At 63.4% G+C, this 24133-nt stretch carries 17 protein-coding genes; 6 read left to right on the top strand and 11 right to left on the bottom strand.

Annotated elements, in window-relative coordinates; genetic code table 11:
* Positions 1-688: 688 nt before the first annotated feature.
* The 4 genes from Rhe02_RS04600 to Rhe02_RS04585 form a co-directional block, all read right to left on the bottom strand.
* Positions 689-1018 carry a hypothetical protein gene (locus Rhe02_RS04600; protein WP_203906787.1) on the bottom strand — a complete coding sequence of 110 codons (330 nt, stop codon included), beginning with the start codon at positions 1016-1018 and terminating at the stop codon, positions 689-691.
* Positions 997-3414, bottom strand: coding sequence for a P-loop domain-containing protein (locus tag Rhe02_RS04595; protein WP_203906786.1), 2418 nt, complete (start codon positions 3412-3414; stop codon positions 997-999). Before Rhe02_RS04595 ends, Rhe02_RS04600 begins: the two co-directional genes overlap by 22 nt.
* Before the next feature lie 1801 nt (positions 3415-5215).
* The gene (locus Rhe02_RS04590) at positions 5216-6739 is read right to left on the bottom strand and encodes a tetratricopeptide repeat protein (RefSeq protein WP_203906785.1); all 1524 of its coding nucleotides are present in this window, start codon (positions 6737-6739) and stop codon (positions 5216-5218) included.
* A gap of 282 nt (positions 6740-7021) precedes the next feature.
* Positions 7022-8137, bottom strand: coding sequence for a hypothetical protein (locus Rhe02_RS04585; protein WP_203906784.1), 1116 nt, complete (start codon positions 8135-8137; stop codon positions 7022-7024).
* 186 nt (positions 8138-8323) lie between these two features.
* Between Rhe02_RS04585 and Rhe02_RS04580 the strand changes: the two genes are divergently transcribed.
* Complete coding sequence (locus tag Rhe02_RS04580) at positions 8324-8521, top strand: hypothetical protein (RefSeq protein ID WP_203906783.1); 198 nt, start codon at positions 8324-8326, stop codon at positions 8519-8521.
* A 439-nt stretch (positions 8522-8960) separates the two neighbouring features.
* Here the strand turns inward: Rhe02_RS04580 and Rhe02_RS04575 are convergent, their stop codons facing one another.
* The 6 genes from Rhe02_RS04575 to Rhe02_RS04550 all read right to left on the bottom strand — a co-directional run bounded on the left by Rhe02_RS04575 (position 8961) and on the right by Rhe02_RS04550 (position 15111).
* On the bottom strand, positions 8961-9101 hold the full coding sequence (locus Rhe02_RS04575; RefSeq protein WP_203906782.1) for a hypothetical protein: 141 nt from the start codon (positions 9099-9101) through the stop codon (positions 8961-8963).
* A gap of 36 nt (positions 9102-9137) precedes the next feature.
* A complete protein-coding gene (locus tag Rhe02_RS04570) occupies positions 9138-9443 on the bottom strand; it encodes a GNAT family N-acetyltransferase (RefSeq protein WP_203906781.1) in 306 nt (101 codons plus the stop codon).
* Positions 9444-9477: 34 nt separating this feature from the next.
* Positions 9478-11040 (bottom strand): B12-binding domain-containing radical SAM protein, encoded by a 1563-nt coding sequence (locus Rhe02_RS04565; RefSeq protein ID WP_203906780.1) that lies wholly within the window; start codon positions 11038-11040, stop codon positions 9478-9480.
* Between the two features lie 167 nt (positions 11041-11207).
* The gene (locus Rhe02_RS04560) at positions 11208-12128 is read right to left on the bottom strand and encodes a hypothetical protein (protein WP_203906779.1); all 921 of its coding nucleotides are present in this window, start codon (positions 12126-12128) and stop codon (positions 11208-11210) included.
* Positions 12125-12829, bottom strand: coding sequence for a hypothetical protein (locus Rhe02_RS04555; RefSeq protein WP_203906778.1), 705 nt, complete (start codon positions 12827-12829; stop codon positions 12125-12127). Before Rhe02_RS04555 ends, Rhe02_RS04560 begins: the two co-directional genes overlap by 4 nt.
* Before the next feature lie 1019 nt (positions 12830-13848).
* Positions 13849-15111 (bottom strand): IS110 family RNA-guided transposase, encoded by a 1263-nt coding sequence (locus Rhe02_RS04550; protein ID WP_203906777.1) that lies wholly within the window; start codon positions 15109-15111, stop codon positions 13849-13851.
* An 844-nt stretch (positions 15112-15955) separates the two neighbouring features.
* On the opposite strand from Rhe02_RS04550, the gene Rhe02_RS04545 reads away from it, so the two are divergent.
* The 3 genes from Rhe02_RS04545 to Rhe02_RS04535 all read left to right on the top strand — a co-directional run bounded on the left by Rhe02_RS04545 (position 15956) and on the right by Rhe02_RS04535 (position 18012).
* Positions 15956-16573: a Dps family protein gene (locus Rhe02_RS04545; protein ID WP_203906776.1), complete on the top strand. Its 618-nt coding sequence runs from the start codon at positions 15956-15958 to the stop codon at positions 16571-16573.
* A 546-nt stretch (positions 16574-17119) separates the two neighbouring features.
* On the top strand, positions 17120-17332 hold the full coding sequence (locus Rhe02_RS04540; RefSeq protein ID WP_203906775.1) for a hypothetical protein: 213 nt from the start codon (positions 17120-17122) through the stop codon (positions 17330-17332).
* A gap of 287 nt (positions 17333-17619) precedes the next feature.
* The gene (locus Rhe02_RS04535) at positions 17620-18012 is read left to right on the top strand and encodes a DUF2267 domain-containing protein (protein ID WP_239123360.1); all 393 of its coding nucleotides are present in this window, start codon (positions 17620-17622) and stop codon (positions 18010-18012) included.
* 139 nt (positions 18013-18151) lie between these two features.
* Here the strand turns inward: Rhe02_RS04535 and Rhe02_RS04530 are convergent, their stop codons facing one another.
* On the bottom strand, positions 18152-20689 hold the full coding sequence (locus Rhe02_RS04530; protein ID WP_203906773.1) for an excinuclease ABC subunit UvrA: 2538 nt from the start codon (positions 20687-20689) through the stop codon (positions 18152-18154).
* A gap of 151 nt (positions 20690-20840) precedes the next feature.
* Between Rhe02_RS04530 and Rhe02_RS04525 the strand changes: the two genes are divergently transcribed.
* Both Rhe02_RS04525 and Rhe02_RS04520 read left to right on the top strand, forming a co-directional pair.
* Positions 20841-21290 carry a DUF1931 family protein gene (locus Rhe02_RS04525; protein WP_239123359.1) on the top strand — a complete coding sequence of 150 codons (450 nt, stop codon included), beginning with the start codon at positions 20841-20843 and terminating at the stop codon, positions 21288-21290.
* A gap of 257 nt (positions 21291-21547) precedes the next feature.
* Positions 21548-24130 (top strand): winged helix-turn-helix domain-containing protein, encoded by a 2583-nt coding sequence (locus tag Rhe02_RS04520; protein ID WP_203906772.1) that lies wholly within the window; start codon positions 21548-21550, stop codon positions 24128-24130.
* The last annotated feature ends 3 nt before the right edge of the window (positions 24131-24133 follow it).

Below are 24133 nucleotides of genomic sequence, written 5' to 3'. Positions count from 1 at the left end.
TCGATCGATGAACATGAAGAGATCGAAAATGGCAGTGATCGATCCACCCCGGCGACACGCCGGTGGTCCACCAACTGGCAAACCAGGTGGTCCCATCACTGGCAACCGGGTGGTCCCATCAAGTGGCTAAAGATCTTTCAAAGTGGTCCCATGCTCGTGGCAGGCGACACCGTCCACAACCTCGGAATCGAACCGGATTTGCGAGCCCGACAGGTCACCTCGCGTACTGCGGTGGAGAACTAATTATATCGACGCCATGCATTGGCGGACATCAACCGTTCCGTCCACAGAGAACCCACGGCGCAATACCCGTCCTTGCGGCGGGGACGCTGAGGGACCACGGCGGAGGGGAAGCGGGCCTAGGTTGCTAGCCTTCAAGGTCGTTTGCCGATGGTTCTGCTGTACGGTCGAGGTCGATGGCTTCGAGCGCCGCCAAGGCGAAGTTTTCGGAGTAGCCGCTTCCTGACCGAAGTGTTGGCCGGTCCGCAGGCAGTGGTGGAGCTGGCCGAACATCCCGTTGAACAGGTGGTGTAGCGCCGCGATATGGCGGTCGCCGCGGGCGCGCCGGTGCAGGTAGTGGTGGCGGGTGCGCGGGATCTCCGCGCTCGCCCAGAGGATCCGGCGGCGGTGAGCCGGTTACTCGAATTGACTATGAGTTACCGCGATCAGCCAAGGCACTGCTGCAGGCTCACTCGTGATGCTCGAAATCAAATTGCGTCCCGACTCGGTCATCTCGCTGCACGGTGATCAGTTGAATCACAGCCTCGTGCAACGTAGCGACGATGTCTGGCTCAAAGTAGGCGACGACCAGCAGAGCACACCACCAGTTGTCTGAACGCAATCCCAGAGCGACAAAACGCTGCGCTCTCTGCAAGGCTGCAGGACGGCCCGACGGCTTCTTTGGTAATGACTCCAGAATCGCAGCGGCAAGCGCTTGATAGGCGTCAGCTTGCAAAGCCTCAGTTTCAGGGCGCACCGTAGCGGCCGAATGCTCCGCTATGGCTGCTGCCACACGCACTGCGGCTTCCCACTTTGCTGGAGGGTAAGCGCACGGCTCAGAGCGTGATATGCCTTCGCTTGCTGGTATGGCTCCTCAATCAACTTCGCAATGCTGCTTGCCTCCCGGAACCGACCAATGTTCAGTAGCATATTGACGGTGAGAGCCGCAGCGTAACTGCGGCCATTGGCTTCAGGGCACAAATTCATCAACTCACGAATGCGTCCAAATCGTTGCCGCTTTAGCGCTATGGCGATCAACGCAACGGCAGCAAACCCCCGCGTTGACTCGGGCATCATCCGCGGAGTGCATTCCTCTACTTCGGACGCCAGGCGGTCACTTGTGTCAGGTTCGATGGTAGCCATGGCCTCAGCGACATCAGCAAGAGCCATAACCCTTGGCCAGAAGTGCTGGATCTTGCGAGCCGTTACTTCAGCCTCGCGCATTAGACCCGCAGCGACATGCATGTCCGTTTGGCTCAAGATTCGTGACACGGCGCCGAGTGCTCGCACTCGGACGGTCGCGTCCCCAATGCCCTCGACCAGGCGAATTGCTGAGTTTGCGTCACCATCTAGGATGCTGGCCTCGGCGATCCGTGCGAAAGCACGATTCCTCTCGCCCGGGTCCTTGATGACGCGAGCGATCTCTTCAGCCACTGCCAGCTTGCGACCGCGGACGAGCGTGTCAATGAGATCCTCCAGCGCCTGCCCTAGGATCCCGCGGGTATCTTTCGACGCGAGGCGAACAAGCCTCTGCACACCCTTCCAGTCGCTGGCGTGGGTGTATGCCCTGACTAGGTCAGCCAGTGCGTAAGTGCGATGGTTGTCGAAGGCGTTGTCAACTAGGCGTGCCTGTCTAAATCTTTCAAGAGCGTCATGGGCTAGCCGATCGGCTTCCTCGGCCAAATCGACCGAGCGCGCACCCACGCTGGCGTTAGCTAAGGCCCGAATTACCTCGACGTCAGGGCCAAGCGCTAGCGCGAGTTCTTCGGCCCTGCTGATGTCACCGAGTTGTGCCCAAAGCATCGGCAGTTCCCTTGGTATGAACCAGGGATCATCGTTGTACTCGTTGTACCGGTTAGCAAATCGTTCACGGTGTAGCGATACACAGCAGAGCATAGACAAGTTGGGCAACCGCTCGCTCAACAGGAAACGTTCGGCCGACCTAACCTCACCGCCTAGGTCGCTGAGATTGACACGCCGGTTTCGTTCGCCGTGAACGTGGCGCGCAGCGTCGGTAGCAAGTCCGAAAAGGCGATGGACGTTCCTGGTGGCGGCCAACAGGCGGCTATACGGTGCGTATAGAAACGCGGGGGTGTCAACTGGCCAGCCAAGCGCTGCATAACGATCGGCCCACACGTGTAGCCGTTGTTCGAACTCCAGAAGTTCGCCTCCGAGCAGCTCTCGCGTTGTCTCCAACAGGGTGTCGTGTGCAAACAGATAGGTCGCTTCTCGTGATGTCGAATGGGTGGTAGCCCGAAGGCTTCGTCCCAGGCTTCCGTTGATTTGTGTGCCAACAACGTGCTGAGGAACGTCGGCAAGCTCTGAAATGTCGGCTAGCGCAAGTCCGCCTCCGGATGCGGCGACGAGCCCCAGAATGAGCTTAGGAAGGCTATCTGAATGGACAAGATGCGTGTGGATCTCCCTCCTTGCCGCGATGCGGTGTCTGCCGGCATGAGTTGACGAAGCGAGATGCCGAATCGCGCAAGATCGAAGGAGGTGGTCGTCTGCTACATCATCCGGAAGGTCAGGATGTGAGCGACTAGCGACGACCACGGAGATACCTTCAATCGGGCGGCGTGGCAACAGTGATGCGATGCTTGCGCACGCGCTGTCGGCGTCTACTCCTCGGTCCTCATCCAGGCCATCGACCAGGATCACCAACGGCCTACTCTGGCTGACTGCACGCCCTCCTGCGGCCCGCAAGAGGCGAAGATATTCGCGCTCGCGATCCCTAGACTCGGTCGATCCCTGGTCCGGCATTCCAGGTAGCGTGCTCAGCTGCCGAATCATCGCATCCAGGAACGTCAAGCTGTCGGACTGCTCGACAAGCTGCGCAGTAACGAAGAAGAAGGCGATGTCGACTCCGGGTGGTGGATGCAGCGCAAACCACGACATTAAAGCAGTCTTACCTGCGTAGGGAGCGCCCTGCCACCAGACAATAGGTTCGCCGCGAAGAGACAAGGCACTTAGCTCCGCCAATTCCTCGGAGCGATCTAGCAGACTCGTCGGCGCCAGCTGCCGGAGCTGGGAAACGTAGCCGTGAAGGTCGCTGCCTGAGAGCTCGACGTTGACGGGATGTGGAGACCTTCCTCGGGCTTTTCGTGCACGCACGCGCTCCACGACATCGTCATGAAGGCCCAGCCAATGCCGTAGGTCGCGGTCGAAAGGTTCTAGGTTCGCCGTCTGACGCGTCACCTTGGCAAATTGGACGCACGCTTCCACAAACGCACGGACCGTCTCCCATCGAGGTAAACCAGGCCCGTTTAGCACCGTGCCGACCGTCGCATTTGGGAGCCGAAGGCCTAAGTGGGTGGCTTGATCAGCCAGTTTTGCATACGATGGCCGGCCAGCACGATCATGGAGGCCACGCAGTCGCTGCCGCAAGAAGTCCAGCGCATCTGACTGTATGGCAACAGCCGGATCTTGTCCCACGCTAACTGTCCTTCATCCAGTCTGCACCAGGTGTCCAGACTAGACGAAACTGGAGACTCGGTCGACCACGCTTGTCGCATCGGCGGTCGACTGGAGGACCCAGTGGTACGTGTTCAAGTACTTGTTGCAAGATCGATAGCAGATTGGCTGCACGACGCGACGGCGTTCATCGAGTTCTTTTCAACACTGCTCGGATTGATCACCGGTCTCATAGTTACGAGACAACATCTTCGCAAACGTCGAGGAACAGGAGCCAGACCGGTGCGCCGGAAATCGCGGTTGTCCAATAAGGACGTTCGAAGCCGCAAACCTAGATTTTCCACCGACAAAGCAAAGCGTTAACACCGCCGTCCCGGAAGCCCCGAGACGCGCAAGCAGCACCCCGTCACTGTTTCCAATGCGGATGGATAGGCCGCGTGCTCGCGCTACCGCTCTGGCCGCGGATAACGCCGGCTCGGACTCTGCCACCATTACCCCAACAAGCATCGGCCGGTCAACCCAGCATTGAACAGGGTAAGTGCGGTTCGGACATTGCCCCTCGAGAGTCACCGCTAGAACTAGCCGCTATCCCAGCAGCTCTGATCAAATAGTCGCTTCTCCATAGGGACAGCTCGAACCGCTTCATTAACGATGCGGTTCGAGTCCCCTTGAACTGTGGACACCGAAGGTGGCAGAATCCGAACCGCGTTCGCGCTGGTCAGGGGTCATATCGATTGCGGATCGCGACAAATCTAACCTAGTCATCTATTGAGCCAGGACCATGTTTGGAACCTCGCGACGTTGATCTTGGGGCGGCAATGGCGTCGTGGCATTCTCGTCCCGACCATTGTGCGATTCGCCCACTAGGCGGCGCGGACGGCGGCCCACGGAGGACCAATCGCGTTGGGGTTCGCTAGGGCTGTGGGCTCGTTAATCCGATTCGTCGCTGTGACGCGCGTTTATGCGCGGTCCTGGGCATCTGGGCATCTGGGCATCTGGGCATCTGGGCAGTGACGATGCAGAGCATGTCGGCTGCGTGCCAAGTTCTGCACATGCTGACCCAGTCGCCCGCGGCGGCGCCAAGGACGTCGAACTTCGGGTGCTGCGGCATCAGGTGGCCGTTCTGCGCCGACAAGTACACCGCCCCGACCTGCAACCGGCTGACAGGGTGGTGCTGGCTGCGCTATCGCCCCTCCTACCCCGACCGCAATGGTCAGGCGTTTTCGCCACCCCGGCCACGCCGCCGCGCTGGCACCGGCCATTGAACGCACGGCATTGGACGTATCGACGCGCACGCCCCGGCCGACCATCTATCGACCGGCAAAAGCGTTCGCTGGTCTGCGTCTAGCCGCGGAGAATGCGACCTGTGCATTCCCCGGTCCCACAATAGAAATCGGCCCACGGCCGAAACCGTGTCCGTGGGCCGATCGTGGGAGGGGCGCGGGAAAGACGCCGGTTCGGGCGTGTGGAACCTCGACGTTGGCGCGTAGGTATGTGCTGGGATTGCCGGCGCCGCTGGCGGATAAGAACAGCTGGACCACCGCCGAGGCGACTGGCGATATGAAACGCGGCGGTCACAGACCTCCTATGGGCACCATCCCGGAGGCGGCTGGATGGACCAAGGCGCTGCGGATGCACCGCCGGGCTCGATGCCGTAGCAGGCCAACGCTTCGTCGGTATCAAGAAACGACTTGGCACCCAGGTGGCCGGTCTCTATGGCCGTCCGATGCAAGCGGTCCACACTATCTAGATCGCCAGCCCGGCGCAGGACATCGATCATCCGTCGCAGGGATCGGTGATCGCCACGCCGTACGAACGGCTGCCAGACCTCGGCGGCCTCATTCGTGCGTCCGGCGTTCTCAAACCAGTTGGCGAGCGCGCGTGCCCCTTCGACGCTGTCCCGGGCTGCGGCACGGAGCCATCCTTCGGCCTCGACCGGGTCGAAGAGATTCTCGCCGAGAAACTGCATCGCGGAACGGTTTCCGCGTTCCGCGGACTCGCGCGCCAGGGCCTCCGCCTCCGGACGGCGGCAATTGGCGGTCAGCAATTCCGCGAGCGGCACGACTGCCCACGTCCGGTCCGCATCGACCGCGCTCTGCCACAGAGTTATCGCGGCGTCTGGTTCGCCGCGGGCGAGGTGGAGGTCGGCAAGCTGGCGTAGCGCCGATATGTCACCGGCGACTGCGGCAGCGTGGTACATGCGCTCGGCCGCGTCCTGCTCCCCTGCTGCTTCGAGCAGGCGCCCTAGATACAGCATGGCGGTGGGGTCACCGCTCTCGACAAGGGGCAGCCAGACTTGGCGGGCGTCCTCGGATCGGCCGAGCCTGATCAGCCAGTTGCTGGCGCGGGCGACCGCCCTGAAGTCTCCTCCTTCGGCGTGTAGCAGGATCAGGCGCACGGCGTCGTCGACGCGACCGGCTTCGGTCAGCAGCGGTACGATGATCTTTAGGTATCCCTTGCTGCCAGTCGGTATCGCCTTCTCCAACCACACGTACGGGTCAGCTCCCATAGCAAGCTGACACTTCGCGAGATAGACCATCGCTAATCCGTTACCCAGCTCTGCTCGCTGCTGCCAGACAGCCGCCGCTTCCTCATGGCGGCCCAGTTCTGCCAGTTGGTGTGCCAAATTTGAGGCGTCGTACTCGTCACCGGCAGCGGCGGCGCGCTCGTACCAGATCAGGGCTTCCGCAGCCTGGCCAGCCTCATCAAGCAACCGCGCGACGGCTGCCAAGGCCGACGAATGACCCGTGTCGGCTGCCGACCGCAGCCACTCCACTGCGTCCAGTAACCAGCCGTTGGCTCTCAGAGTGGGCAGCAGATCCGAGATCGCGCGGCCCCGATCAAGCTCGATCGTACGGCGCCACCAGTGCCGCGCCGCTGTCGTGTCGCCTTTCTCCTCGTACGCTTGCGCTAGCCGCCACGTGACGTCTGAATCGGTGGTATTCCTGGCGCACCAGAGCCGCCAGACCATTGCCAACTCGTTCTGGCCCTGAATCTGCGCGAGGTTCGCCAGGATCCGCCCTGCCTCTTCACTGCCACCTTCGGCGGCTTTCAAAGCCAACGACGCGGCGATGCGGTAGTAGGCCCGGTCGAATGCGGACCGGGCCATGGCCATCAGGAGAGCGGGGTCATCGATGTGGTCCTGAGCCGCCTGCCACATCGCTGGTGGGGGGACGTCGGTTCGACGCTCGACGGTGGCTAGCTCGATGAGCTGGTCGGCAAGCCGGTACTGGCGATAACTGGTCGGGCGGTCGTCGGGGCGCGGAGGTACGTACGTGACTGGCCCTGGCACGCCCAGGGCGGGCTGGCCAAGCCAATCGATGGCGGTGCCGAACCAGGGGCCTGCGCCGACCCGCTCCCACGCTCGGTCTTCTATATAGGCAGCGGCTGCTCAGTGTAGGAACGGCTCTGGCAGGAGCCGGGCCATGCCGAGGCGGTAAGTGTCCATGGCGGCATGAATGACCGCCTTCGCCTCGGCTGGTGCCCGCGCGTACCGCCGTAACAGCTCTGGCGTGCCGGCCAAGAACTGGGTCACCTCGCTGGTGTCCTGGTCAAGGACGAGTCGCAGTCGGCCATCGGCCGTCGAGGCTCGCCGCAGTGCCGCAAGGTCGTCCGGGAGGAACGCGCCCGGCACCGTGATCTCGGTTCCCCGGACCAAAGCCCGAGCGCGAGGGTGCGGATCGAGGGCGCCGTTCGGCGGCTCGGAGACAAGGGATTCCCATGGAGCAATCCGGGCAGTGCCGAGTATCAGAAGCGGAACATAGGTGGGGTTGCGCAAGAGGTCGAATAGCTGTGCCGCTACCCGCTCGGATGACACGTATTCGTATATCTCGTCGAGCCAAATCACAGTCTTCGGACAAAGGCTTCCAAGGCCCGCATCGAATGCCTCTATCGGTGTTGGGCTGATCGGATGCCATAGCCGCCAGCCGGCTGGCAGCTTGTCGAGCGCCTCCCAACCGGCACGCGTCTTGCCCGATGTCGACTCGCCGACCAGGACCCGCAGGACGTTCTGTTCACTCGCGCACCGAACGGCGTCGTCAAGCTCGTCGTCGTGCGGGCGGCGGACGTAGGCGGGCAACGGGCTCGTGTCCGGCATTCCAGGTACTTCGATCGCCGGATGGATGCCCAGGCTGAAGGCGAAGGATTCGGCCAGTTCTGACAGAAGCCAGCCGAGTTCCGTGTCACCTCCGCGGCTCGGCTCAGATTCGCCGTGACGGCCCGGCTTCCCTGCGGCCATCCGCCACTGTTGCCACATTGATGCGTCGAGAAGATTGCCGTACGAGGGCCGGCGCTCGGGTTTGATCCGCTGGACCAGAGCCTTCACGAGGCGCGCAAGAGACTGCGCATCGGGTATGTGCCTGCGATTCATCCAGTCGCTGATCCGTTGAGGACCGCTCAATGCTGCGGCATCCGAGACGGCCGCGAGCTTCGGACGGCCCGCCGCTTCCCACAGCCGCTTCAGCTGGGTGGCGAAAAACTCCCTAGCGTCGTCGTCGACATTGGTCATCGCGCACGCCGTGCGACGCCGGACCGGGACCGGACCGGACCGGACCGGAAACCACATACAAGGGTCGTGACCAGGGTCAACCCTCGATCGCCAACCATGGGCGTTCGCCGCCAGAAGGGGGCCTGCGGGCTAATGGCAGCCGTGCAGCGCGTGCCGCTGCCACCCAACCGGACTAAGGAGTCTCCCATGCCCCAATTCCTGACCATGACGCTCCTCGCGGTGGCTATCGCCGTCGTGGCGGCCGTCTTGACTGGCATCGCAACAGCCTGGCTCAGCATGCTCGGCGGCGCGTCTCTGCCGAACTCTCTGATCCGCGGAGGAGTGGCGTTCGGCGGCACCCTTACCATCGAGCTCCTGACCCTCGGGCTACTGATCAGCCACTGATCGCCACACTGCTCAGCCCTATCAGCATCGAGAGCCTGGTCCGGCAATTGCCTGCCCAGGCTCTCACCGTTGCGACCCCACATTCTACTACCGCCAGTCATGGCCTAGGGCCGCACTTCGGCTGTCGATGATCTACGGCATGCCCGCCATCGCCATGCTGGCATCCACGACGATCATGCGAGTCGTTGTAGCACATACGCCGACACGCGAAATGCCCTGCTGGCAATCGCCTCAGACCACCCAACCGAAGGGCCACGCGCCGCGCACCACCTCGCGCAAATTGACCAAAGCACGGCCACGCGGCAAAGCCCTCCTGCCGCTCAGCATCTCTCATAAGCCCACATCGCAAACAGGACAATCCAATCAGGACCTAATCTCCGCGACCGTGGAAGTTGGAAGCGGCGTTGCCAGAACGGATTAGCTTCCCCGATCGGGGAAGCTAGCTGTCCTGGTCAGTGCTCGGGCCTGGGCGCTCTAGATGCATCCAGGTGGCCGGGGTGTATCCCAGCTTGCGGTAGAGCTTGTCGGCAACGGATCCGTTCTGGGCGATCAGAGCAAAGCCGGTGATGCCTTCAGCCACCGCGATCTCATCGAGTCGTTCCAGTAGCCGTTGGCCTCAGCCGATCCCTCGGTACCGCGTTTCGATGACGATCTCCTCGATCCACAGCCGAATGCCGTCGTACCAGGGATATGGTCGGGCGAGGAGGAATCCCATGACCTCGGCACCGTCACCTTCGATGACGAGACAGTGGGGCCGGCCAGCCCCCACCACGTGCGTGATGCGAGCTTCTGCTGTTTGGACCGACCACGTCTCTCCGTAGACCTCGGCGTACGCCTTCACAAAGATTGCCGCGCAGGCCTCGATGTCGTCTTCTTCGATGGATCGGATGACAGTATCTGAGGAGCCGCTCATGCTTCGCATTTCTCTTCCCGAACGAACTAATACTGTCAATGGATCAAATTGGCCGCCACGCTAACGGCACTCCCGACGCAGCCAGCTCTAGCAGGATGAGGTCGAGGGAGACGTAGTCGTCGTTCGCGGGCAGCACATTGCGTGCCTCGGTCAACTCGGCCATCTCGCGCAAGAACCGTTCGAGTTCGTCCCGCTTCAAATCGTAGGCGGGCCCGTCGTGGTACTCGATCAGGCTGGAGAGTGCACTGCTTCGCTCGAAGCGCTTGCCGAGAATGGTGGCGTCACCGCGGGTGGAAACCTCGATCGGAGTGTCGAGGCGCAGTTCGAATCGCCCGCGTAGCGCGAAGAATGGGCGGAGCCGACGGTTCAGGGTCCGCTGGCGGAGGAAGTCGATGCTCTCGCGAAGGTCATCGACCGACTCGCCGGGATAGTTGTGGAACATCAGCACCTTCGACAGCACGCCGGAGTCGGCAGCGGCCGATAGCAGGTCATCGACCTGCTGAAGCGAGATGCCCTTGCTCATCGCCTTGAGGACAGTCGGGCTTGCCGATTCGAGACCCCATTCGATCAACCTGATCCCGGCCCGCGACCAGATGTCCACTTCGTCCGGTGTGAACCTCGGCTCGAACCGTGCATAGGTCATGATTCTCACGTCAAGGTCACGGCGCAGGATCTCCGTAGCGATGGCCGTGCCGAGCCGATGCTCCAGCATGTCGTCGACGAAGTGGAAATATTGCGTGCCGTATCGCGACGCCAGCGCGGACAGATTGTCGACCGTCTTATGAGCGTCGTTCTCGTAGTAGTCGGAGTAGGTACGGAAATGATTGCAGAACTTGCACTTCGCGAACGCACAACCTCGGGAGGCGCTTAGCGGCAGGGTCGGCAGGAGGTACTTTTCGAGCGACAGACCCGAGAAATCGGGAAGGAACGTCGATTGAGCTTTGTCGTAGTCTGCAAGGTTGGCGCGTACCTGGCCATCGGCGTCGCGGTAGGCCATGCCCGGAATCGATTCGGGCGGGGCCCCGTCCATGAAGCGCGCGAAACTGTCCTCGGCTTCGAACTGAAATGCTGCGTCAAAACACGTGTACGCGCGCAGGTACTGCTCGCCGAAGCTCGTGGCATCGGGACCACCGATGACGATCGTCATGTCGCCCAATGACTTGAGGGTCTGGGCGAACCAGATCGCCGCTCGGCGCTGTATCTGCAGCAGCGAGATGCCAACGACCGCTGGGCGCAGGGAGGCGATCCGGACCGCATGGGTAGCCAGGAACTGCGAGATCATGGTGGGTTCGCCGAGCATGGCCATTGCGAGCGCCCGGTCCACGAGTACGCGATTGATGCTGGCGATGTTGAAGACTGCGAGCGGAGGCATAGTCGCAGCGTGTCCGAAGACGGCCGCGTAGTCGCGTCGTTGCATGAGCGTTTTCTGGTGCTCTATCTCGGCATAGCCCACCGTCTGAGCTACACCGCGCAACTGTTCCAGGAAGCGGCGCAGCCGGCGGATCTCCTCGACGCTGACCCGATTGAAGTCGAGCAGCTGCGGGATGAGCTCCTCTTCGATGCGCCGGAGTGCCTCCGCAGTGAGAAGGTAGTCGTGCAGCTCCATATTGATGTCGAGCTGTTCGACGGTGAAGAGCTTCGAACGAAGCCGGGCGGTCAGCGTTGGGGTCGCGAGGTGGGGGTAATCGATGTTGTGATTCGGTAGCTTTACGAGGTAGGCATCTACCTGCCCGCCGACCCTCCGCCGGACAGGCCCGATGGTCGCATTCGTCGTCACTGGAGACCTCCAGAAGATCGAACAGCGTCGAGGTGGCGGGGCAACGCGGCGAAGGTGAAGACCGGAGACTGACACTCGTGGCTGTCGGCGAGCAGGTCGACGTCGTGCTCGAGAATGGCGTTCTGTAAATAGGGCTCGGTGGTCAACAGCTCGCGTCGACGCAGCCAGTCCTCAAAAGCGGGCAGATGCTCACGATCCCCGAGTTCGGCGTCATCGGCGGCGACGTGCGGTAGTCCGGCAAGGATGTGAGCTAGGCGGGCAAGCTCGAAGAGCCGGAAGAACGTCTCCAGGCGACCGTGAAGGCTTCGACTCGATGCCGTTTGGACTTGAGGATGCTGATACCAGAAGTCCGCGATCGGATCTGCATCGTTGATGCTGAACGAACCTGGAACCTCGACGACAGGAAACCTCCGGAATGCGGGCTGGCCGGCCGAGTCGACAGCGCGTTCCTTCAGAAGATCGGAAAGCTGGGCAAGCTCGGCAACGGACGAAAGTTCAAGGTACGACCAGATTTGGAGCAGCGACGTTTCTGCTGACGCTGCTTCCCCCATGAGCTGCGCTAGGCGTGGAGGCTGGAGAGGTTGTGTGAGGACTCGAATCACTTCGATTCGTGGTGTCTGCATATCCGCCTTCGCGAGCTGGCCGATCAGGTGCTCGATGTTCGACGGGAGAAGGCAGTAGACGCGAAGGGTGGGACGGTCCCGATGGGGAGCGGCGATCGTGTCAACGTGCCTTACGAGGTGCTCCACTTCCGGTAAGCCGGCTTCGTGCTGTACCAGCATTTTGACGATGAGCTGGCGAGCATCATTGGCATCTCGCCACTTCAACGCTGATGAGATCTGCGTTGTAGCAGCGGCTGTCGTTGATGGACCAGCGAGTTCGACGGTGACCGTCCGGTGAGCGGGCAAACTTGTCACGGAGCCGCTCCTTCTTCCTGGGGAGTGGGAATGATGGCGGTACGCTCCGGCGCGGCGTCTGCTCGCTTGTCCTGGGTAGCCTTTCGGTCATTGACCGCCAAAAAGACGCTCCAATAGAGTTCTGCGCACGCAGCGGCAATGCCGAGAAGGAATCCGATCACCGTGGCGGTGTGGATCCAGGCCGGAAGGTTCGCCAAGATACTGGCGGAGTACGTTGCCGTGCATATCGCGAACCAGGCAGCGAGGTACCAGTAATGGGTTGTGGATGAATCTGGCGACCGCTTCTCCGCCCGGTTCATCGCGCGGTAAAGGTATTCCCATGTCACATACAACACGTAGATTACCGCGAAACAGGTGATCGGATTGACGATTGCGTGGCGGGAATCTGCAAGCGCAGGAATGGTGCCAAAGGCCAGGCGGATCAAGGCGACGATCGCCACGTCCACGAGGAACAACAACCAGCCGTACCGGAAATCGTCCTCGGCGTTGTAGAAATCGAGGTTCAGCTTCAGGTAAAGGAGATCAAGCGTGAAGTGAGAAACGATCAGCAGAGTGGCGATCCAGGCGATCGGATCGGTCGGTATCTGCGATATCAGCTCCCATATCATGGTGCCAAGGATCGCCGGATAGATGTTGGACACGAGAAGAAACACACGGTTTCGATCGCCAAGTTGTGCACGAGGTGCGCTTGTCTTGTCCACGCTGGGCGCCTTCACTGTCGCAGCTCGATGTGTTCAGGCAAAACGGCGATTTTCGATTGATTCAGGCGGCTGGACCGCGCGCCCCCGAACCCGGCCGATCAGCGGTCAGCCTTCCTGACATTAAGGTAGGACCTGCTTTCAACTGGACGGTCAGAGCGAGCGCGGACAACCGAAGTTGGTGGAGCGGCTGGACGTTCCATGACGGACAGAAGTTGACCTATGCCGTTGTACGCATGTGGACTGCGCGGACTGAGACGACGTTATTGCCCGAAGCACGATGATCGGATCAACCAGATCCACACAGAGCGTGACGTTAAAGGTGCTCACAGTCGCCGATCGTATGAAGGTGCGCAGCTCACACGGGCCACGGCTAACGTAAGCGGGACGACGACTAAGTGGGTTCGAATTCAGCCACCTTTGACTACTGGACCATAGCTCGATCTCGTCCGCGTTGAACTGGGCGAATGCGGTTCGGATACCGCCATTCGAGGAGCCATGGCAGATCGAGTCGCCACCCGAAATCCCTCGCAAGATAAGTCAGTTCCCATAATCCCAGCTCAAACCACTTGATTAACGCAGCGGTTCGAGTCCCCCCTGAATTTGTGGGGCTGCAGGGACTCGAACCGCCACCGCTGGTCGCCCGTTCGGGTTCGGCCGATCGCCATCGCTCCCCAATCGTTTCACCATTGGGCATCGACAATCATGCCCGGCAATCGGGAGGGATCTTGGGAGGGAACGGTCCGGAATGGACCGCCCGGAACCGGAATCCACTGGGATCAAACTGAAATGATTCAGCAGGCCAGTGGCATGATTCGGGTCCGGGCGGAATGACGTGGGACGATCTCCGTGTAACTTCCAAACTGATTGCGCGGGTTCGATTCCCGTCGCCCGCTCCAACAGTTTCAGCAGCTCACAGGCTGTTTTTGTGGATCAGAAAATCGATGGTCATTGGCTCTATTGGCCATTTTGGTAGGGCGTTGGTAAGGAGTCTAGAAGCGTTAGGCTCGAAAAATTTACCGTTACCGATGTGTTGAGTCTGATTGTTCGCGTTGTGGTGGTGGGCTTCGTGCTGGTGGCCAGGCTTTGTCGGGCACGTAGGTTTCGCGGTGTTGTAGGCAGTGGTGGAGCTGGCCGAGCATTTTGCTGAACAGATGGCGTAGGGCGGCAGCATGGGTGTCGCCGTGTTCGCGGCGCTGCCGGTAATGCAACCGCGCGGGCGGGTAGGTCATGGCTGCGGTGGTGGCCCACTGGTAGCCGGCCGCAGCGAGTCGCCGGTTCTTGATGTACCGGTGCACAATGGTGACCGTTTTGCCGCTGGCCCGGGTGATCGGCGCGGAACCGGCGAACGCCTTGAGATTGCGGGGGCTGGCGAAGCGGGTGGGGTCGTCGCCGATCTCGGCCAGGACTCTCGCGCCGAGTATCCGGCCGAGGCCGGGAAACGAGGCGACGATCCGGTAGTCGGGGTGCCGGGTGAACGCGGCGACGACTTTACGGTCGAGGTGAGCCACGCTGTCACACTCGGCGTCCAAAGTGGCCAGCGAACATAAAGCTCGTTCCGCGTAGGCGTTTTCGACCTCGCGCGGCTGGCGCAGGCGCGGCTGGACGAACACCCGCACCACGGCCGCCGCCCGCGCCGCGACGTTGCGGGAACGCCCGGCACGGCGCAGCCGCTGCTCCACCACCGGCTGGGTCAGCGCCGCAGCGTGTGCGGGTGTGGGGGCCAGGGCAAGGACCGTGCGAGCATCGGGTGCATACAGGTGGGCCAGGCGCGGCCCGAACGCTTCCAGGAACCCCGGAAAGTACAGGCGCAGCACCGAGCGCAGCTCTCGGACCGAGCGGGTACGCCGCCATACCGCATCCTGATGCGCCCGCGCCAACACGGTCAGCGCGAGCGCTTCTTCGCTGTCGGCGGGCATCGGCCGGAACTGGTGGGCATCGGTACGCAGGATGTTGGCCAGCGTCAACGCATCCGTGTAGTCGCTTTTACGGCCGGCCATCGAATGGCGCTGGCGGTACCGGGCCACCGCGAGCGGGTTGATCGCATACACCGTCACCCCGGCCGAGCGCAGCGCCGCGACCAGCAGGCCATGCGGTGTCTCGATCGCCACCGGCACCGGATCTTCACCGGCCTGCACGGCGCCGGTCAGGATCCCGAGCAGATGGGCCACCCCTGCCGGGTCCTCGGTGATTTTAACCCGCACGACAGCCCGGCCGTGCTCGTCGACCAGGACCACATCATGGCGGGATTCGGACCAGTCGATACCGCACCACCGCGCACCCATCCGGTCACCCCGAACCCAGCCGTCACCACCCGCGCTTTGAAGACTGTGCGGCCATGCGCCGTTCTTCCCTTGGAACTACACAGTTCCGGCAACCATCAGGCGTCTCATACCGCTGCCACCATTGTGGACAACCACAATCGTGGCCGCGATCCCCGAAACGAGCGACACCACACTGCGCTGCCATCTTTCCCTGCACTCCCCCGCCGCAGGCGCCTCCCGCGGCATGCGCCAGCCGTTCACCTGCCAGAACTCGTACGGTCCGGGAGTCATCAGGCATCACACCACGGAAGGCATTCTCATGGCACCAGACAACCCCGCCCGACGCCAGTCACCCGGCAAGCTGAATCCCGTCATAGCCCGGGCCGGCCTTAGGCGGGTGGTCCCGACGGCAGGTGTCAGCCCTTTCCACAGAGCTCGGGCACTCGGGGATCATGAGACATCCTCACCGCTGAAGACCACCCACTACATCAACTGCCAGAGACCATGCACGGCACCGGCAGGTCCGCGGCAGCTGGCGCACTGTACCGACCGCCGGGAAAGGTGAGAGACACCAGCGGACACAACATCTGAGAACTCCCAGCCCGCCAGCGCTTGTCCGTCGCCGTCGCCAGCCCTCGATTGCCCGAAGCATCACTGCCGGGTCCGGCGCTACCAAGGTCAGCCGCGCTTGGCACGCCGATCGACATTTCACCCGACGGTTCGCAAGCCGAGCGAGTGACTGCCGGCTCCTCACCGCCGTCGGCGATTGTTTGGTGTGGCGGCGATTTGCGCGAACCACCGCGCGGCACGGGATCGTTGTGGCAACGTCAACGCGTACGGATCCTCGCCGGAAAGGGACACCAGGATGACGGCCAAGGGACGGCAGTCCGACGCCGCGCAGGTGCGGCAGCGTTATCAGCATCTGTTCGAGGGTGATGGCGGCCGTAGCCAGCCGATGCTGCATAAGCTGGGGACCGAGATCCAGGACTTCGGGACGATGCGGCTGCTGCCGATAGCGCTTAGCCATGACGCACGGGTCCGCTCGTGCGAGCAGCTCAACCGGATCCTGGCCGACACTCAGATCCTCTACAGTCTTTATAAGAAGCATCACTGGCTCATGCGCGGGCTTACCTTCTACCAGCTGCACCTGTTGCTGGACAAGCATGCAGGCGAGCAACTCGAGCTCGTCGATGTGATGGCCGAGCGGGTGCAGACCCTGGGCGGTGTGGCGGTGGGCGACCCGCGTCATGTCGCGGAAATCACGACGGTTCCGCGGCCGCCAAACGGTGCGGAAGAGGTGCTGGCCATGCTGTCGCGACTGCTGGAAGCCCACGAGATCATCATCGCGAAAGTCCGCGATGCCATCGAAACCACAGCCAACATCGGTGACGCCGGCACCAACGACATCCTCACCAGTAATGTGTTGCGCACCAATGAGTTTCAGGTGTGGTTCATCGCCGAGCACCTGGTCGAGCAACCCTGAACCTGGAGCCTTCGAACAAGGGTAGTCGGGGCGAGCGCAGCAAAAGGGCGGCGGCGTGGTTGCGCGCAGCGGCGGCAAGGGCTTCGCTTAGGTTGGCCCGGGAGCTACAGCGTTGACGCGGCCGCGAGTTCCACTGCCCGCGTGCGGGTCAGCTGTTTACGGCGGCCTTGGAAGCCTCTTGTTGGCAGTGGCCGGGCAGCGCTCAGCCAACAGAAGGCATCGGATTGCCCCACAGGCGTCGGTCACTGGATATGACTGGCGGCAAAGCCAGCGCGAGTGCCGAATCGCACTTGCCTATCCCGATTCGTGCCCAAGATCCCTCATTAATCTGTGGATCTGCCGCTGCGCGGACTGCACGGGATTGGAAGGCAAGCGATTCAGCCCATCCATCGATGAGGCGGGCAACAGGTCATCGTTGATTGGTCAACATGACCGAAGATACGACTGGTCGGCGTGTTCATCTTGGCAGGGTGGCGGTTCCTCACCCGATCGCGGCCAATGATGGCAAGACCGAGATGAACCGGGCATGGAGCGGGGTGATCTGCTGTGGCTGTGAAGCTGAAAGACAGCTCGTATGAGTTTGCACAAAGGCTGGTCAAGGACGGAAAGTTTGTCGTCGATGAACGCGAGGACTGGAGTGAGCATCAGCCCTCGGCCCAACAGGAGAACGAGTTCATCGAAAAGCATGGCTTTAATGAGTATCGGAAATGGCATCTCGGCGACGACGACGAAGAGCGCGAAAACACCAAGGCGCGGTAGAAGTTCCCTCACGGCGACTTCAAGAAGGTTCACCGTTGCGGGGTGCTCGCCGCAGAATCGCGGGCGGGCCAATACAAGTACCACGACATCGAGAACGCGGCAGCGCATCTGCATGGACTGATGGACGGATCGAGGTAGCGATGCCTGACCACAACATTGATCAGACTCATGCGCTCGAGCTGCTGGAGCCGACGGCTCGCCGGGTGTGCGCAGATGTTCCCGAAACCTAACGTGTGAATGCGGGGCGCGACATGGTTGACACTGGCTTTGCGACTTTCAGTTCCACAGTGGACAAGACGAATCGGGTGCTCAAAGAAATCGAGCAGAAATACGGCTGGCCGGAGGAGCGTCGAAACCAGTCCTATGCGGCCCTGCGAGCGGTGCTTCATGCGCTGAGGGATCGGCTGACTGTTGACGAGACCGCTCACTTCGCCGCACAGCTGCCGATGCTGATCCGTGGGCTTCACTACAGCGGTTGGGACCCTAGCCGGGTACCCCAGAAGATGTCTAAAGATGATTTTCTGCAACGGGTCCGGCGAGAGTTCAGCTACGACGTCAAAGGCGGGATGGAGCATCTCGTCCAGACTGTGGTGCACAGCCTTCGGCACCACGTGACCGAGGGCGAGTGGGAGGACATCAAGGCAAGCGTGCCTAGGAGTTTGACGTCGGTGCTGGCATAGCGGCAAAGCGACTAGATGATCTACTGATAGGAGGTCATGGCGATAGCAGGACGCGCTTAGCCCCTGGTGAACGACACCGCCGCTGGCCCCGATCTTTCGAATCCACGCCAAAGCCGGCTGATCTGCGTTATCGACTCCATCATGCGTCCGCGCGCCGTCGGGATGGGCCTGCGAGCGCCCGGGCCAGGTAGCGCGCGGTGTCGCCGTCGCCCGTGGCGACCTCGTGGGGTGGGCCGGCGGCGACGATTCGCCCACCGGCGTCTCCGCCGCCGGGACCGAGGTCGACGACCCAGTCGGCGGCGGCGACGAGGTTCATCTCGTGCTCCACCAGCATGACGGAGTTGCCGGCGTCGACGAGGCCCTGGAGCTGGCGGGTCAACAGCTCGACATCGGCGGGGTGCAGCCCGGTTGTCGGCTCGTCGAGCAAGTAGAGCGTGTGTCCACGGTGGGCGCGCTGGAGCTCGGTCGCGAGTTTGATCCGCTGTGCCTCGCCGCCGGACAGCTCGGTGGCCGGCTGGCCCAGGCGTAGGTAGCCCAGCCCGACGTCCAGGAGCGTCCGCAGGCTCCGGGCGGCCGCCGGCACGTCGGCGAGGAACCTCGCGGCGGTGTCCACGGTCATCGCGAGCACGTCGGCGATCGTCGCGCCTTGGTAGGTGATCTCCAGGGTCTCCGCGTTGTACCGGGCGCCATGGCAGGTCGGGCAGGGCGCGTAGGTGCCCGGCAGGAAGATCAGCTCAACGGTCACGAAGCCCTCGCCCTGGCAGGTCGGGCACCGGCCGGCCGCCACGTTGAACGAGAACCGGCCCGGGTCGTAGCCGCGTTCCCGCGCCCCGTCAGTGTTTGCGAACACTTTGCGTACGGCGTCGAACAGGCCCGTGTAGGTGGCGAGGTTGGAGCGCGGGGTGCGGCCGATCGGCTTCTGGTCGACGCTCACCAGGCGGTCGAAGGCGTCCAGCCCGTGGACGTCGGCGGCGGTGGTCGGCCCGTCGGGCGCGGGTGCCGAACCGGGACCGCCCGGCTCCTCGTCGTCGGGCTCGGCTGGCGCCGGCAAGCCGAGGTGCTCGCGCACGATCCCGGCGACGACCTGGGTTATCAGCGTCGACTTGCCGGATCCGGACACCCCGGTGACGGCGGTCAGCACGCCCAGCGGCAGGTCGACGTCGAGGTCGCGCAGGTTGTGCCGGTCGATCCCGCGCAACCGCAGCCATCCGGCCGGCTCGCGGGGCACCCGGCGCGGTGCCCTACGGCGCGTGGGGAAAAGGTAGGGACGAGTCGCCGAGCCTTCGACGTCGCGCAGACCGGCGATCTGTCCACTGTAGACAATGCGTCCGCCGCCTTCGCCAGCGCCAGGTCCGACGTCGACGATCCAGTCGGCACGGCGTACCACATCCATGTCGTGCTCCACGACGAAGATGGAGTTGCCGGCGGCGCGCAGGCGCTCGAGCACCCGCATGAGGGGTTCGGCATCAGCCGGATGCAGGCTGGCCGACGGTTCGTCGAGCACGTAGACGACGCCGAAAAGCCCGGAGCGGAGCTGGGTGGCGATCCGCAGCCGTTGCGCCTCGCCCGGCGACAGCGTCGGCGTCGGCCGGTTGAGCTGGAGATAGCCCAGCCCGAGGTCGACGAGGACCGCGATCCGGTCGCAAAGGTCGGCGGCGAGCGTCACCGCCACCTCGCTGCGCTCCCCGGACAACGACGACTCCCACGCCGGCTCGGGGTCGGCCAGGGTCGCGGTCGGTCGCAGCACCTCTGCGAGCTGCGCCAGCGGCAGCGCCGAAAGCTCGCTGATGTTGTGCCCGGCGAACGTCACCGCCAGTGCCTGCGGCTTGAGCCCGGTGCCGTCGCATGTCGGGCACGGTCCCACCTCAACGAAGCGCAGCGCCCGCTCGCGCATCTTCGGGCTTTTCGAGTTGGTCAGAGTGTGCATCACGTGCGAAGCGGCGCTCCAGAACCGTCCGTTGTAGATGCCCTCGCCGCGGTCGCGCTGCGGATGCACCTCCACGACCGGCTGCTCCTCGGTGTAGAGGATCCAGTCACGGTCACGCTTGGGCAGCCGACGCCACGGCCGGTCGACGTCATAGCCGAGCGCCACGAGGATGTCGCGCAGGTTGACCCCCTGCCAGGCCCCAGGCCACGCGGCGATCGCCCCGTCGCGGATGCTCAGATTCGGATCGGGAACCATCAACCTTTCCGAGACGACGTGGGTACGGCCGAGCCCGTGACAGGTCGGGCAGGCGCCGACCGCCGTGTTGGGGGAGAAAGCGTCGGAGTCGAGCCGATCCGTCGTGCCAGGCGGGTAGGTGCCGGCCCGCGACATCAGCAGACGCAGCAGGTTTGACAGAGTCGTCAGCGTGCCCACCGTGGAGCGGACCCCACCGGCGCCGCGCCGTTGCTGCAACGCGACCGCCGGCGGCAACCCGGTGATCTCCTTGACCTGCGGCGCCGGGATCTGGTTGAGCAGCCGACGGACGTAGGGCGCGATCGACTCGAAATAGCGGCGCTGGGCCTCGGCGTAGATGGTGGCGAACGCGAGGGAGGACTTTCCCGAGCCGGAGATGCCGGTGAACGCGACCAGCCCACCGCGCGGGATGTCGACGTCGACATCGCGCAAGTTGTGCACCCGCGCGCCACGGACCCGCACGTAGGGGTCGTCGGACGGTCGCGGTGACCTGGGCACGGGTCTCCTCCCGGGCCGGGCGAATGGTGCTGATACCAGCGTATCGGGCGAACGGGCCGGCGACTGGCGCGTTCTGTCGAAGCCGGGCTTGACGTGAATCATCCCCTTCGGGCGAGGCGGGCTCACCTACCGGGAGCCCATCATGGGAAACATGCCAGTTATGGGAGTGGCCAAATTTGAGCGCTTCTTCCGTGTCGCCGCGAGCCTCGACGTCGACAAGGACGACCTGAAGCGTTACCAGGAGTTCGTTTACGAGAAGCTCTACGACCTGCTCCTCATGGGTCAGGCCACGGCGAAGGCCAATCATCGCGACGTGCTTGAGCCGTGGGACCTGCCGATCACGAAGGGCCTTCAGGAGCGTATGAACGACTTTCGCAAGATCGATGCGGAGGTTGAGCTCGAGCCGATTCTCCAATACCTGGCCGCACGGCCGCCGTTGGATGTGGTGCTAAGTGAAGAGGCGGAGGCGCGGCTCGTACCCATCGTGGGCGGGATCAGTCTGGCGTTGGCGTTGACTTTCAAGACCCTGGATCCAGCCGTGAAGAATCCGGCGACCGAGCACTGGGACCGCGCTAAGCGCATCTTCGATCTACTTCTTTGACGCCGCCGCCGGAAACTGTGCCAGCAGCCGCTGTGCTCCCACGGCCGTGGCGGCTCCGGCCCTGCGAATCTCGCTCCGCGGTGGGGCTGATGTGCGTCAACCCCCCAGGGCGAACGGCGCGCCCTCACGTCGTCTGGGTCAAGGTCATCGGAGCGCTCGTGGAGTCGACTGATCGTAGTAAATCTTGGAACCCCCGCACTTGAAGCCCTGACGGATGGGTACAGGCACGAAAGTGCGTCCGGCAGGGGGGGCGAACGATGCACGATACACAGCTGAAAGACCGTCCGATTCTTTTGTCCAAGCTGCTCGTTCCGCAGCCGCCCGAAGACATGATCGTGCGGCAGCGTCTGGTAGCGCGGGTTGCACTGGGCACAGAACGGCCGGTGACGGCGCTCGTGGCCCCGGCCGGCTGGGGCAAAACCGCCCTGTTGGCCGATTGGGCCCGGCGCGATGGCTCGGTGCGACCTCTTGCATGGCTGTCGCTGGAGCCGGGTGACGACGGCAGGTTTTTCTGGTCCTGCCTGTGTCGAGCGTTGTCCATCGCGTCTATGCCCGAGCCGCCCACCACCGACGGCCAGCCCGAGCATGATCAGTTTCTGATCATGCTCGCCGACACGCTGAGCCGCCTGGCCGAGCCGGTGGTGCTCGTCCTCGACGACGCCCAGCACCTACGCAATCAAGAAGTCTGGCGTGGCTTGGAGTTTCTGCTCCGGCACGCGGCCGGAATGCTGCGGCTGGTTGTCGCTACGCGGGAAAGGCCTCAGTTGTTGTTGTACCGATGGCGGTTGGCTGGCGACCTGACCGAGATAGACGCCGGTGAGCTGGCGTTCAAGCTGACCGAGACGCAACAGCTGCTGGCCCGAATGGGATGTGACCTGCCCGCGGATGCGGTGGTCGCTTTGCACGAGCGGGCCGAGGGCTGGGCCGCCGGGATCCGGCTCGGGGCCGCCGCCGAAGATGGCGATATCGACGACGCTGTCCAATTCATCGAGCAGGAGGTTATCGCCGCCTTGCCACCGGAGCTGGCCGAGATTCTTTGCATGGCGTCGATCGGCGATTACCTAAGCGGCGAGCTCGTCGACGCGCTCACCCTGGGAGACCGCGGTGTTGCCCTTCTGGAGCACCTTGAACGCGCGGGCATGTTCGTGGTGCGGATGGTCAATCAACCGTGGACTCACCGTTTCCATCGGATGTTCGCCGAGCTGCTCAGAGCCCGATTGATGGGCGAGGCGAGCGAGCAGATCCCGGAGCTGCACCGCCGGGCGGCGCGTTGGCACCTGACCCACGATCTTCCTGCACAAGCCTTGCACCACGCGCTGTCGGGCGATGACGACGATCTCGCGGTCAGCATTTTGTATGCGCACTGGCCGCAACTGGTGCTACCCGGGCATCAGTGCGTGCCTGCTGCTTGGCCAGCGCAGACGGCACCGAACAAGGTGGACAGCGCAGACCCGATGCTAGCGCTCGCATTCGCCGCAGGTCACCTTCAGTCATATGACATCAACGGCGTCAGCCGCTGCCTGCGGGTGGCCGAACGCCTGCACGAGAACCGGTCCCAGCGCCAGGAACAGAGCAATTTCCCGCTGATCGCCACCTCCTTCCGCCTGGCGATCGCCCAGGCCCACGGCGACGTGGCCGCGGCTGACGTCGCCGCCAGCCAGGCGCTGGCCCTCGACCTCGACCATGACGGGGCGGGCCGGGCAAGCATCCTGACCATGCAGGGCGAAGCTCAGCTCGTCGGCGGCGTGACAAGTCGGGCGCTGCAGACGTTGCAACGGGCGGTGGACGAGGCCGACTCGTCCAGCGCCGGATGCCTTCGGCTGGCTGCCAGCAGCACGCTTGCTTTGGCCCAAGCTTCGGACGGTCAACTGTATGCCGCGCAAACGACAGCGCAACGCGCCCTGGACATGCCGGCCTGCCCAGGGCAGGCCGGCCACGCGCACCGGGCACCCGCGCTGCTGGCCTTGGCCACTGTGCAGCTTCAGCGCGGTGAGCCCGGCGACGCTCAGCGCTATCTGCGGGCCGCCGCCAAGGCTTGCGAAGCAAGGAACCAACCCGCATTGGTGATCTCTATCGAGCGGACCTTGGCCCAGTCCCTGGCCGACCAGGGCGATCTCGTCGGCGCGAGCAAGGCGCTCCTCGACGGACGTCGCAGCCTTCAGCGGGCCGACTTCGGCAGCGACCCTATGGCGTGCGAGCTGGCGGTGGCACAAGCAGATCTACACACCATCCACGGCGACGCCGACACCGCCATAACTCTGCTGTGCTCGCTTCCCGGCGACCGGCCGCCTCCGGTGGCGGTGGGGCTGGCTAAGGCGCATCTGCGCGGCGGCGATGCGGGCGAGGCGATGCGGGCACTGCCCCCGTGGGAGCAAGCCGAGGATCTGACGACGCCGTTGCGGCTGGAGGCCGGGATGGTGCAGGCGCTGGCCGCGCATCGGCTTGGTGAACGTCACTGTGCCACGAGAACGCTCGAAGTCGTGCTGGGGCTGGCCGAGACCGAGGGCTTCCGGCGGGTTTTTGTGGGTGCCGGGCGGGCCGGTCAGCGGGTGCTGGCCGAACACCTCGACAGCGGGACGGCACACTGGCCGCTGGTGCAGACCTTGCTCGCTGATCAGCCGGCCTTGCCACATGACGGCTTCCCGGCGGAGCCGTTGTCCCCACGCGAACTCACGGTGCTGCGTTACTTGCAGGGCGTTCTGTCCAATCCGGAGATTGCCAGCGAGCTTTGCCTGTCGGTCAACACCATCAAGACCCACGTTCGCAGTGTCTACCGCAAGCTACAGGCCACTTCCCGCCGCGATGCGGTAAGACGGGCACGCGACATGCAGCTTTTGTAGGCA

Source organism: Rhizocola hellebori, assembly GCF_016862955.1.
In the GTDB taxonomy this organism is placed as follows: domain Bacteria; phylum Actinomycetota; class Actinomycetes; order Mycobacteriales; family Micromonosporaceae; genus Rhizocola; species Rhizocola hellebori.
The sequence above is the reverse complement of the archived record's forward strand: the minus strand, read 5'-3'. Positions and strand labels throughout refer to the sequence as shown.

What these genes read in the sequence shown, in the direction of transcription:
- Rhe02_RS04590 (WP_203906785.1), bottom strand. Translation starts at nt 6,739, where the DNA reads ATGGCCCGGTCCGCATTCGACCGGGCCTACTACCGCATCGCCGCGTCG.
- Rhe02_RS04585 (WP_203906784.1), bottom strand. Translation starts at nt 8,137, where the DNA reads ATGACCAATGTCGACGACGACGCTAGGGAGTTTTTCGCCACCCAGCTG.
- Rhe02_RS04580 (WP_203906783.1), top strand. Translation starts at nt 8,324, where the DNA reads ATGCCCCAATTCCTGACCATGACGCTCCTCGCGGTGGCTATCGCCGTC.
- Rhe02_RS04570 (WP_203906781.1), bottom strand. Translation starts at nt 9,443, where the DNA reads ATGCGAAGCATGAGCGGCTCCTCAGATACTGTCATCCGATCCATCGAA.
- Rhe02_RS04565 (WP_203906780.1), bottom strand. Translation starts at nt 11,040, where the DNA reads ATGGAGCTGCACGACTACCTTCTCACTGCGGAGGCACTCCGGCGCATC.
- Rhe02_RS04550 (WP_203906777.1), bottom strand. Translation starts at nt 15,111, where the DNA reads ATGGGTGCGCGGTGGTGCGGTATCGACTGGTCCGAATCCCGCCATGAT.
- Rhe02_RS04545 (WP_203906776.1), top strand. Translation starts at nt 15,956, where the DNA reads ATGACGGCCAAGGGACGGCAGTCCGACGCCGCGCAGGTGCGGCAGCGT.
- Rhe02_RS04525 (WP_239123359.1), top strand. Translation starts at nt 20,841, where the DNA reads ATGCCAGTTATGGGAGTGGCCAAATTTGAGCGCTTCTTCCGTGTCGCC.
- Rhe02_RS04520 (WP_203906772.1), top strand. Translation starts at nt 21,548, where the DNA reads ATGCACGATACACAGCTGAAAGACCGTCCGATTCTTTTGTCCAAGCTG.